The organism is Prosthecobacter sp. Pr1, assembly GCF_057652315.1.
Window position 1 is genome coordinate 13020 of the sequence record NZ_JBYFBS010000019.1, and the last position, 10796, is coordinate 23815.

Below are 10796 nucleotides of genomic sequence, written 5' to 3' on the forward strand. Positions count from 1 at the left end.
CACACATGCCCATCGCCCGCGCCCTGCTTTCTGTTTCTGATAAATCCGGCCTCCTCGACTTCGCCAAAGGACTGGCGGCGCTCGGGGTGGAGCTGCTTTCCACCGGGGGCACGTCCAAGCACCTGAAGGACGGCGGCCTGACGGTCACGGATGTGTCCGACCACACCGGCTTTCCGGAGATGTTTGACGGTCGCGTGAAGACGCTGCACCCGAAGGTCCACGGCGGCCTGCTGCAGCGCCGTGACAATGAGGAAGACAAGAAGAACGCCCAGAAGCACGACATCCCGTGCATCGACCTCGTGGTGGTGAATCTCTATCCCTTTGAGCAGACCATCGCCAAGAAGGACGTGACGCTGGAAGAGGCCATCGAGAACATCGACATCGGCGGCCCGTCCATGCTGCGCAGCGCGGCGAAGAATCACCGCTGGGTGACCGTGATCACCGATCCCGCCGATTACAGCGTCGTGCTGGAAGAGATGAAGGAGCACGCCGGAGACACCACCCTGGGCACCCGCGAGCGCCTGGCCTGCAAGGTGTTTCAGCGCACCGGCGCCTACGACACCGCCATCGCCGCCTACCTGAACAAGGAGCAGACCACGCAGAAGACCTTCAACCTCAGCCTGCCACTGTACGCCGAGCTGCGCTACGGCGACAACCCGCACCAGAAGACCTCCCTCTACGGCAACTTCGGCGACTACTTCGTGAAGCTGCACGGCAAAGACCTCAGCTACACCAACGTGCTGGACATCCACGCTGCGGCCGAGATCGCCCTGGAATTCCGCCGCCCCACCGTGGCCATCCTCAAGCACACCAACCCCTGCGGCGTGGGCTGCGCGGATGAAGATCTGCGCGAGGCCTGGCAGAAGGCTTTTGAAACGGACAAGCAGGCTCCGTTTGGCGGCGTCATCGTGGTGAACCGCAGCATGACGCTGGGCCTGGCCCGCATCATCTCGGAGATTTTTACCGATGTGATCATCGCCCCGGATTTCGATGCGGACGCACGCGCGCTGCTGCAGAAGAAAAAGAACCTGCGCCTGATCCAGATGCTGCCCGGCGTGGCCGAAGCTCTTACCGAGCCCGTGATCCGCTCCGCTCCTGGCGGCGTGATGGTGATGGACAGCGACTCCCGCGCCCTGGGCCTGGACGATCTGGAATCCAAAGTGAAGACCATCCGCCCGCCGACCCGCGACGAGCTCGAAGCCATGCGCTTCGGCTGGCGCGTGGTGAAGCACGTGAAGTCCAACGCCATCGTCTTCGCCACCAGCGACCGCACGCTGGCCATCGGTGCCGGTCAGATGAGCCGCGTGGATTCCTGCCGCATCGCCATCTGGAAGGCCAAGGAAGCCGGACTTTCCCTCAAGGGCTGCATCGTCGCCTCAGACGCCATGTTCCCCTTCCCGGACGGCCTGATCGCCGCTGCCGAAGCCGGAGCCACGGCTGCCATCCAACCCGGCGGCTCCGTGAAGGATGCCGAGGTCATTGCGGCTGCCGATGAGCACAAAATGGCCATGTGTTTCACCGGCGTGCGTCACTTCCTGCACTAGGATTGGCGCGTGTAAAAGGTGGCCAGTCCACTCAGGCTTAACTATTTAAGCATAGTAAATAGTTAAGCCATCTTAAATTAAGAGCAGTTGATCCCTGTAGGCCGGAGAGCTGACTGCTGAATTTTGTTCCTTGTGCGGACGCCGCTCCCGTCCATGCCTTGTGCCCCATGATTTTCGCTTACTACCTGCACGACCTCAGCCCGTTTGTGATCAAGTTCACGGACAAGATTGCCGTTCATTGGTATGGCCTCGCGTATGTGCTGGGGTTCTACCTCACCTACCGGGTGATGTACTTTCTGGCGAAGCGAGGGCTCTCGGAGATCAAGCCCGAGGCGGTGGCGGACTTCATCACGCTGGTGTCGCTCTTCGGCCTCGTGCTGGGCGGGCGGCTGGGCTACATGCTGCTGTACAACTTTGACGAATTCATCCATGCGCCGTGGACTTTCTTCCTGCTGAACCAAGGCGGCATGGCCGCCCACGGCGGCATCGCGGGAACGACGCTGTTCTGCGGCTGGTATGCGTGGAAGCACAAGATCTCCTGGGCGGGCATCGGCGACTCCATCGTGTGCGGTGCGCCGCTGGGCATCTTTCTGGGCCGCATCGCGAACTTCATCAATGGCGAGCTCTTTGGCCACGTGACCACGGTGCCGTGGGCGGTGAAGTTTCCGACGGAGCTGCTGCACGAGGACTTCGTAAAACAAGGGGGGGATCCGGCCCTGATGCACGAGATTTATGTGAACGGCCTGCAGCACAGCCAGGACATCATCGCTTACTTTGAGCAGCGTCGCGGTGGCCTTGCCGAGCTGGAGCAGATCCTGCACCCGCGCCACCCCTCCCAGCTTTATGAGGCTTTCGGTGAAGGCCTGCTGCTCAGCGCCATCCTGATCTTCATCCGGCTGCGCTTCCCACGGCTGCGCCAGGGCATCATCGCCGGCCTGTTCTTCATCCTTTATGCCATCGCCCGCATCGCGCTGGAGTATGTACGGCAGCCGGACAGCGGATCAGCGATGATTCTGGGCCTGACGAAGGGGCAGTTTTACTCCACCTTCATGTTCATCGTCGGTGGTCTTTTCATCGGCTACGGACTGAAGTGGGGCAAGAGCCCGCCCGGGCCTGATGCGGCCAAGGCTTGATTTTTCAGCAAGGCTATACAAAAGCCGGACCTTGTGGCGTTAGGGTGGACGTATATGTGTTGAACATGTACCTTCCCGCATGGAATCCGCCTTCGATTGGAAACAAACGTTTGATCACCTAGCTCCGCAGCTGGTGCTCTATGCGCGCCAACTGGTCGACTCCAAAGCCGATGCCGAAGACGTTGTCCAGCAGGCCTTTGTGCGCTGGTGGCGGCGCTTTCCCGAGGGGGACTCCAGCCACATTCCCCTGCTCTACGCCGCCGTCCGCACCATCGCCCTGGATCAGCGCCGCTCCGACCACCGCCGGGTGAACCGGGAGGCAAAGTCCGAGATCGCGGTGGCAGGTGAAAACGCGCCCGCCTTTGATCCCAAGCCCGAACAGAAAGAGACCGCCGCCATCGTGGACAAGGCGCTGCAGACCCTGCCCGAAGATCAGCGCGAAGTCATCACGCTGAAGCTCTGGGGCGACCTCACCTTCAACGAAATCGCCGCCATGACCGGCAGCTCGATCAACACCATCGCCGGTCGTTACCGCTACGCGCTGCAGGCGCTGCACAAGAAGCTCGGGCACCTGCGTGCCGATCTTCTCGGTGAATCCCCCTCTCCCGCCATCAACATCCTACCCTTTTCACCCACCACGGAGGCCATGTCATGAACAACGAAATCAATGAACAAGAACTCGAAAACCTGCTGCGCGGTCTCGCGCCGGCAGCAGCCTCCCCTGCCCTGGTGCAACGGGTGGATGATGAACTGAAACTGGACATGAGCTGGCTCAGCACCAGCCGCCGTAAACCGCATCGTCAGCCACGCTGGCTCATGTCTGCCGGCTGGGCCGCCATGGGTGCCGCCGCTGCCTTTGCCGTGATGAGCTACCTGCCAACGCAGCGCTCTCAGGGCGGTGCAGCATCGCTGGCCGCTGCGCCCGCCACCATTCGTGAATGGGATGACGAGCATGGCAACAGCCTCCACCGCGGCCGCAGCCTCAATGATGACAAGCTCGCCCTCGTCGTGTCCCGCGAGCTCGGAACCTGGGTGGATCCCCGCTACAGCTCACAGATGACCGTGGACATCTCCAGCAAGCAGCAGCTCCTGCAGCCGGTCTCCTTCAGATAAGCAAGGGTCCAACCAGCCTTTAGCTCCAGCCTTTCCCAACCATGAAACTGCCTCACACATTCCTCATCGCCTGTCTCGGCGTTGCACCGCTGTGTGCCCAGCAGGTGGAGCCGAAAACGGAAGCTCCCAAAACGGCCCCTGCTGAAGGGTCCGGTGCCAGTGGTGAGGGGAAAACCGAAGGCCGAGCCTCCAACGCTCCATCCGGCCATCACCATTCGCGTGGCAATGCCCAGGCTCAGCCAGAGCAGAAGCCGGTGGCCTACATCGGTGTGCTCACCCGTGAGGTGCCAGCGGAGCTGCGGGCGCAGTTCTCCCTGCCGGAAGGCTTTGGCCTGCTGGTGGATGAAGTGCTGCCCGACTCTCCCGCCAAGACCGCCGGATTGAAAGTGTACGATGTGCTGGTGAAGTTTGAGGACCAGCAGCTCGTGAACATGGAGCAGTTCATGGCGCTGGTGCGGGCAAAAAAGAAGGGCGACGTGGTGCAGCTCAAGGTCATCACCGGTGGCAAAGAAACCCAGGTGTCAGTCACGCTGGGCGAGCATCTGGTTGCTGCCAAAGAGCACCCTCAGCATCATCAAATGGGAGGGATGCCGCCGAATGGCATGGCTCCCTTCAATGGCGAGAAGTTCCGTGGTGGTGAGCAGCGCGAGCATGGCTTTCAGAATCACAACAACGCCCTGCATGAGCAGTTCGAGCGCCTGCGGAATTTTCAGAAGGAGCTGCGCGAATACCAAGAGCGCATTCAGGAGTGGTCGAAGGGCGGCAGCAAAGGCCCCATACCACAAGCGCCCATGCTTCAACTTCCCGGTCACGCTCAGCAGCCTGAAGGCGGCGGACACCGCCGCAACGGCCGTCAGCCACAAACCGGCCTCTCCATTCCACCCGGAACCGATCTGCAGCGCTTCCATTTCTCCCAGTCTCAATCCGCCGCCAACGTGACCCGGCGTGACGATACCGGTGAGTACACCCTCAAGAACGAAGACGGCAAAAAGACTTTCATCGCCCGTCCGAAAAACGGTCAGGAACAGAGCTGGCCCATCAACAACGACCAAGAGCGCGAGGCCGTGCCGCAGGAGTTCTGCGACAAGCTGCGCATGATGGATGGCGCGAACGGCGGCGTCCGCATTGAGATCCATCCCCGTCCGGACATGAATGCACCGGGCAATCCTGCGCCTGCAGGTGGTGGTAATGCTCCGGCTCTTCCGCCGGTCAAAGCGCAGACGACTTCGGCGTAGGGGATGGTTTGGGGAATGCGGCAAACGGCATGCATCTCCTGCCTTTCCAAGTTCAAAGGACGGCGCACCTTTTTGAGCGCCCACGACGCCACAGACCCGAAACTTCGGACCCGCACGGCGGTTCCCTACCAGCCCTGCGGCACGCGCTGCTCTGGGTGGTAGGGATGCGCTGTGCGCGTCCCTAGAAGTCTTCGTCCCATCGTGGGCTGCTGCCTCATCGCCTGCCCCCCTTTTCAAAAGCCCCGCCCCCCAGCGCACTTGATGCGTCCTGCATAATCGGGGCGTGGAATAGCGACACCTCCCATCAGACTCATTACATAAAAAGCGGCGACAACTCATTGAGTCATCGCCGCTTGGAGGAATGGAACTACCGAGCAGCTCCGCTTTACTTCGCTGCCAGGGCTTCTTTGATCGCGGCAGTGACTTCCGGGGAGTCTGGCTGCACCTTGGGCTCGAAGCGCTTGAGGATCTTGCCGTCTTTGCCGACGAGGAACTTGCCGAAGTTCCACTTCACATCGCCCGGGAAGGGAGAGGTCGGGCCGCTGAGCACCTGATAGAGTTCGCTCTTGTTGGGGCCTTTCACGGCTACCTTGTCAAACATCGGGAAGGTCACCTTGTACTTGAGGGAGCAAAACTCTTTGATCTCGGCATTGCTGCCGGGCTCCTGGCCGCCGAAGTCGTTGCAAGGAAAACCGAGCACGGCCAGTCCATCCTTCTTGAACTCCTGATTCAGCGCTTCGAGTTGCTTGTACTGCGGCGTGTTGCCGCACTTGGAAGCAACATTCACAATCAAGAGCACCTTGCCCTGATAGGCCTTCAAGGAGGTGTCTTTGCCATCGATGTCTTTCAGCGGCACATCGTAAACGGACTTGGGAGCGTCAGCCGCGCTGAGCGCAACGGCAAGGAGAAGAGAGGAGGCGAGGGTGAGCAATTTCATGGGACGACACCTACGCGCCAAACCTCGCTCCTCTTTGCAACAATCGCAGCTCCATCGGGAACATCACCTCCCCAGCACCAGCGTGGCGAGAGGAGGAAGATCAACGACGATGCTCCAAGGCTGGCCCTGCCACGGTGTTGGCTGGGCCTGGAATCCTGCGCCGGCGCTGACGCCTGAGCCGACGTAGTTCGGGGCGTCGCTGTTGAGCAGTTCGCGGTAGCTGCCGGCATCGGCAACGCCGACGCGATAGTCCTTGCGGGTTACGGGGGTGGCGTTGACGAGGACGGTCACCTTGTCGCCGTCCGACGAAGAGCGGGTGTAGGCAAAGATGCTGTTGTCCGCATCGTTGGCGTCCAGCCAGTGGAAGCCGCCGGGTTCGTGGTCCTTGGCATAAAGAGCCGGACGGGTGGTGTAGAGATGGTTGAGGTCTTTGACAAGCTTTTGCAGACCGCTGTGCTCTTCACCCAGGAAGAGATGCCAGTCGAGGCTGCTGTCATGCCGCCACTCATTCCACTGGCCGAATTCACCGCCCATGAAGAGAAGTTTTTTGCCGGGGTGCGTCCACATCCAGGAGAGAAACATCCGGAGGTTCGCGAACTTCTGCCAGCGGTCGCCGGGCATCTTGTTGATGAGGGAGCCTTTGCCGTGAACGACTTCATCGTGGCTGAGCACGAGGATGAAGTTTTCATCGAAGGCGTAAATCATGGCGAAGGTGGCCTCGCCGTGGTGATACTTCCGGTGCACGGGATCCTCGGCCATGTAGTGCAGGCTGTCGTTCATCCAGCCCATGTTCCATTTGAAGCCGAAACCCAAGCCGCCGGTGCTGACGGGTTTGGAGACGCCGGGCCACGCGGTGCTTTCTTCGGCGATGATGGTGGCACCGGGGTGCTTGGCGTAGCAGACGGAGTTCAGCTCGCGCATGAAGGCGATGGCCTCCAGGTTCTCGCGGCCGCCAAGGTGGTTGGGAATCCACTCACCGGCATTGCGTGAATAGTCGAGGTAAAGCATTGATGCCACCGCATCTACGCGCAGGCCGTCAATATGGAACTGCTCCAGCCAATAGAGGGCGTTGGAGATGAGGAAGTTCTTCACCTCATGGCGGCCGTAATTGAAGATGAGGGTGCCCCAGTCTTGGTGCTCGCCGAGACGTGGGTCTGCATGTTCATACAACGCGGTGCCGTCGAACTTGGCGAGGCCGTGGGAATCTTTCGGGAAGTGTCCGGGCACCCAGTCGAGGATGACGCCGATGCCGGCCTGATGGCAGCGATCAATGAATTCACGGAACTCGTCCGGGTTTCCAAAGCGGCTGGTCGGCGCGAAGTAACCGGTGACCTGATAGCCCCAGGAACCGTCAAAGGGATGTTCGGCGATGCCCATGATCTCGATGTGCGTGAAGCCGAGGTTTTTGACATACGGAATGAGATCGTCCGCGAGTTCACGGTAGGACAGCCAGCGGTTGCCCTCGCTTTCCTTGCGCTTCCAGGACCCGAGGTGGACCTCGTAGGCGCTCATGGGGGCGTGGTAGAGATCGCACTTCGCCCGCTTCTGCATCCATTCATTGTCGGACCAGCTGTAGCGCTCCATGTCGAAGACGAGGCTGGAGGTCAGCGTGCCATGCTGGGCGAAGACAGCGTAGGGATCGCTCTTCAGGCACATGTGGCCGTGGGCACCCACCACCTCAAACTTGTAATGCGTCAGCTCGGTGATGCCGGGGATGAAGATCTCCCAGATGCCGGCTTCGATGCGGTTGCGCATCACGTGCATGCGGCCGTCCCAGCGGTTCCAGTCTCCCACGACGGAGACGCGCTGTGCATTCGGGGCCCAAACGGCAAACTGGCAGCCGGCGATGCCATGCACTGTCTTCAGCCTTGCGCCCAGCACCTCCCACAGGCGCTGATGGCTGCCTTCGCGGAAAAAATAAATGTCCTGATCTCCGAGCAGCAGGCCAAAGGAGTAGGGATCGCTGAGACGGGTGGTCTCACCTTCAAACGGGGTCACTTCGAGCTCGTAGAGCCCTTTGGGCGTGACGGCTTCGAAGTAGCCGTCCTTGTGCAGCTTATCGGCCACGACGCGTTCATTGCCCACAATGACCGCCACTTCCTTGGCGTAGGGCTGCATGGTGCGAACCACCTGCTTCCCTGCCCCGGCCTCATGCGCCCCGAGGAACGCGAACACATTTTGATGTCGTGCAGCCAGCACGGCTTCGATCTCGGCATTCTTGGAATATGGACTCATTGAAGGCACTCATGGAGCCTTTCGACCAGAAAGCAACGGCTCTAACATCTCCTGTACAATTCGTGACCAGGCGAGCCGCGCCATCATCTGCCGCTGCGACTGCCTCATCTGGATGGCGGTGTCTTTTTTGATCTTGCGTGCGAGAGCCTTGGGGGAGGCTGTGAGCTTGAAAAAAGTGGCTCCCACCGCCACCTCCCGATGCGCCGGAATGCAGGAGCAGTACACGGGCACACCATGCATCGCGCCTTCGATCAGAGGAAGTCCGTAGCCTTCCTGCGTACTGGGCAAAAACAGCAGATCCGCCATGTGGTAGAGGCTGCGCACGTCATTGTCGGTCAAAGGGGCCTTTTCACCGAGAAAACGTACGCGTTTGGTCACGCCAAGTTCTTTGGCCAGTTGCTTCAATTCACGGAAGTACTTCGCTCCATCGGACTGATGCGGATCAGGAGCCGCCGTGACAATGTACAAGGCCTCAGGCAGTTCTGCGAGCAGCCGCAGGCCGAGTTCGATGTTCTTCCGCCGCACGAAACGCGTGGGCTGCAGCAGTACCAACCCCTGGTGCTCGAGCTTCAGGTCTCGAACACGTTCAGTAAGGCCCAGAATGGCGGCAGAGTCACAGCCATTGGGAATGACGTGGATCGGCTCATCCGTCACCAGCGCGTAGTCCTGCCGCCGGAACTCGGAAACCGCCACATGCACGGCCTCCGGCACTTGATCCCACCAGCGCACGTCATGCACCCAGTTGATCCAGCGGATGTCGGGGCGTGAGCGTGTGAGTGCGATAAGTTTCTTCGTCCAGGCAAGATCGAAGGGCATGGTGAAGACGTTATGAACGATGACCGCATCCCAAGCTGCCATGTGCCATTCCTCACGCGTGAGGACTTCCACCTCATGTCCCAGCATGCGCAGCGCGGCGGCCTGCTCGCCAATGACACGTTCCACGCCACCAATGACGGGAGGTTTTGAGTAATGAAGAATAGCTATCAACATGAATGAGGGGGCAATAGTGTCACTTTATGGTAATTATAGTTTCCTGAGGAACGAGCTTTATTTGAGTGTGGATTGATTTATTTTATTTAAGCCAGATTCGAAGTCCGCCCACCCTGCTCTTCCAATCTCGAACCTAGAACAGGAATGAATGCAAGCAACTCACAGTCAATGGGTTAACTTATAAATATGATTTTGTGACTGATGCGGTTACATGGGAAAAGTGCAGGCAGTCCATTCACTCTGAGTAAGACAGCATTCGGCCTCAAAGGCTCATTTATTTTACCACCCATCTTAACTTTTAAGTTCGGTGCAATTTGTAGGAGCTTTATATGACGTATAAGAAATGGAATTCTTTCGCAGCCCCATGACCAAACTAGGCAGCTCACCACATCCTCTTCAATGGGCCAGACTCGAACCACGATCCTCCCACCCTGCCCAGCATGACGATGAAGTTTTCGCCGGACTTTTCCGCATTCCACCATAGTTTGTCTGCTTGGTGGAAAGTGAGTCATGACCACCCACTTAGAAAAGGATGTACGCATGATACTTGACAGACATCAGCATTTTAACCTATGACGTCAATGTCATGAAAACGACTACACACTTAGCCTGGATTGTTTTTTCCCTCCTTATCGTCGCCTTGATGCCAGCACAGGCCAAAGACGAAACGGTGCGCCTGTCCTACCCATCCAAAGTCGAGTCATCGAAGGGCAAAGAGCGCGAGAAGCTTTTTACGCCGTGGATGAGCTACGACGCCCTGCGCATCCAGGTCGAGGAGAAGCGGGCCAAGGGCGAGCAGATCATCTACTTTGAATATAATGGCAGCATCTCCCAGGCCCGCGCCATTTTTGTGAACAAGCTCAAGCTGAACGGCCCCTACTCACGCTGGTATATGGCAACAGAGCAGGCCATGGAGGACAAACTCAACAGCGAGATTAAGGGCGGCCTCCAGACCGCCTTCGTCGTTCGTAACCTCAGCGGCGGCTACACCATGCTGTTCGTCTCACCACAGGACATGACGGCTGTGCGCGCACAGCTCACGACACTTGGCATTGGTGAGCCGAGGCTGAAAAAGTGATCGCGCTGGTCTGAATGTCTCCTGCTCTTGAAGCCATGAAAACGACTGCACACTCTGTCTGGTTTGCCTTGTCTCTCGTTTTGGTCGTCTTGAACCCGGCCCGGGCCAAAGACGAATTGAGGGTGTCCTATCCGTCCAAAGTCGAGTCATCGAAAGGCAAGGAGCGCGAGAAGCTCTTTTCCAAATGGATGAGCGCCCAGGCTGCCGTGGCTTATAACGAGGAAATGTGGAAGAAGGGTCAGCAGCTTGTTTACTTCGAGTACGACAGCACCCAGAACCAATGGCGCGCCATCCATTCCAGCAAGTTGAAGTTCAAGAGCCCCTACTCCTGGCGGGCGTTCATTGATGAAAAGGAGATGGAGACCCAGCTCAACACTGAGATCAAGCTCGGCCGCCAGCCAGCTTTCATCGTTCGGGAAAATGGTGCTTACGCCATGCTCTTCGTCACGCCGGAGGATCTGGACGCCGTGCGCCCAGAGCTCAAGGCACTGGGCGTCGGCGAGCCGAAGCTGAAGAAGTGAGCAGGCCGGG

The 10796-nt window shown here is 59.1% G+C and carries 10 protein-coding genes; 7 read left to right on the forward strand and 3 right to left on the reverse strand.

Going from position 1 to position 10796, the window contains the following annotated elements:
- The first annotated feature begins 5 nt into the window (after window positions 1-5).
- The 5 genes from purH (at window position 6) to AC24GY_RS23740 (ending at window position 5025) form a co-directional block, all read left to right on the forward strand.
- Entirely contained in the window at window positions 6-1544 is a 1539-nt protein-coding gene (purH, locus tag AC24GY_RS23720; RefSeq protein WP_487687978.1) for a bifunctional phosphoribosylaminoimidazolecarboxamide formyltransferase/IMP cyclohydrolase, read from the forward strand.
- A 167-nt stretch (window positions 1545-1711) separates the two neighbouring features.
- Entirely contained in the window at window positions 1712-2677 is a 966-nt protein-coding gene (gene lgt / locus AC24GY_RS23725; protein ID WP_487687981.1) for a prolipoprotein diacylglyceryl transferase, read from the forward strand.
- Between the two features lie 79 nt (window positions 2678-2756).
- Complete coding sequence (locus AC24GY_RS23730; RefSeq protein ID WP_422321020.1) at window positions 2757-3332, forward strand: RNA polymerase sigma factor; 576 nt, start codon at window positions 2757-2759, stop codon at window positions 3330-3332.
- Window positions 3329-3790, forward strand: coding sequence for a hypothetical protein (locus tag AC24GY_RS23735; protein ID WP_487687984.1), 462 nt, complete (start codon window positions 3329-3331; stop codon window positions 3788-3790). Before AC24GY_RS23730 ends, AC24GY_RS23735 begins: the two co-directional genes overlap by 4 nt.
- A 41-nt stretch (window positions 3791-3831) precedes the next feature.
- Window positions 3832-5025, forward strand: coding sequence for a S1C family serine protease (locus AC24GY_RS23740; RefSeq protein WP_487687987.1), 1194 nt, complete (start codon window positions 3832-3834; stop codon window positions 5023-5025).
- 385 nt (window positions 5026-5410) lie between these two features.
- Here the strand turns inward: AC24GY_RS23740 and AC24GY_RS23745 are convergent, their stop codons facing one another.
- From AC24GY_RS23745 to AC24GY_RS23755, 3 genes are all read right to left on the reverse strand, one after another.
- Entirely contained in the window at window positions 5411-5962 is a 552-nt protein-coding gene (locus AC24GY_RS23745) for a glutathione peroxidase (RefSeq protein ID WP_487687989.1), read from the reverse strand.
- Between the two features lie 63 nt (window positions 5963-6025).
- Window positions 6026-8197: a 1,4-alpha-glucan branching protein GlgB gene (glgB, locus tag AC24GY_RS23750; protein ID WP_487687992.1), complete on the reverse strand. Its 2172-nt coding sequence runs from the start codon at window positions 8195-8197 to the stop codon at window positions 6026-6028.
- Window positions 8198-8206: 9 nt separating this feature from the next.
- Window positions 8207-9139 (reverse strand): glycosyltransferase family 4 protein, encoded by a 933-nt coding sequence (locus AC24GY_RS23755; protein ID WP_487687994.1) that lies wholly within the window; start codon window positions 9137-9139, stop codon window positions 8207-8209.
- A gap of 634 nt (window positions 9140-9773) precedes the next feature.
- Between AC24GY_RS23755 and AC24GY_RS23760 the strand changes: the two genes are divergently transcribed.
- Both AC24GY_RS23760 and AC24GY_RS23765 read left to right on the forward strand, forming a co-directional pair.
- Window positions 9774-10265 (forward strand): hypothetical protein, encoded by a 492-nt coding sequence (locus AC24GY_RS23760; protein WP_422321014.1) that lies wholly within the window; start codon window positions 9774-9776, stop codon window positions 10263-10265.
- A 35-nt stretch (window positions 10266-10300) separates the two neighbouring features.
- On the forward strand, window positions 10301-10786 hold the full coding sequence (locus tag AC24GY_RS23765) for a hypothetical protein (RefSeq protein ID WP_487687998.1): 486 nt from the start codon (window positions 10301-10303) through the stop codon (window positions 10784-10786).
- The last annotated feature ends 10 nt before the right edge of the window (window positions 10787-10796 follow it).

Excerpts from the sequence above, each read along its gene's own strand:
- purH (WP_487687978.1), top strand. The coding sequence starts at position 6 with ATGCCCATCGCCCGCGCCCTGCTTTCTGTTTCTGATAAATCCGGCCTC.
- AC24GY_RS23730 (WP_422321020.1), top strand. The coding sequence starts at position 2,757 with ATGGAATCCGCCTTCGATTGGAAACAAACGTTTGATCACCTAGCTCCG.
- AC24GY_RS23760 (WP_422321014.1), top strand. The coding sequence starts at position 9,774 with ATGAAAACGACTACACACTTAGCCTGGATTGTTTTTTCCCTCCTTATC.
- lgt (WP_487687981.1), top strand. The coding sequence starts at position 1,712 with ATGATTTTCGCTTACTACCTGCACGACCTCAGCCCGTTTGTGATCAAG.
- AC24GY_RS23765 (WP_487687998.1), top strand. The coding sequence starts at position 10,301 with ATGAAAACGACTGCACACTCTGTCTGGTTTGCCTTGTCTCTCGTTTTG.
- glgB (WP_487687992.1), bottom strand. The coding sequence starts at position 8,197 with ATGAGTCCATATTCCAAGAATGCCGAGATCGAAGCCGTGCTGGCTGCA.
- AC24GY_RS23740 (WP_487687987.1), top strand. The coding sequence starts at position 3,832 with ATGAAACTGCCTCACACATTCCTCATCGCCTGTCTCGGCGTTGCACCG.
- AC24GY_RS23745 (WP_487687989.1), bottom strand. The coding sequence starts at position 5,962 with ATGAAATTGCTCACCCTCGCCTCCTCTCTTCTCCTTGCCGTTGCGCTC.
- AC24GY_RS23735 (WP_487687984.1), top strand. The coding sequence starts at position 3,329 with ATGAACAACGAAATCAATGAACAAGAACTCGAAAACCTGCTGCGCGGT.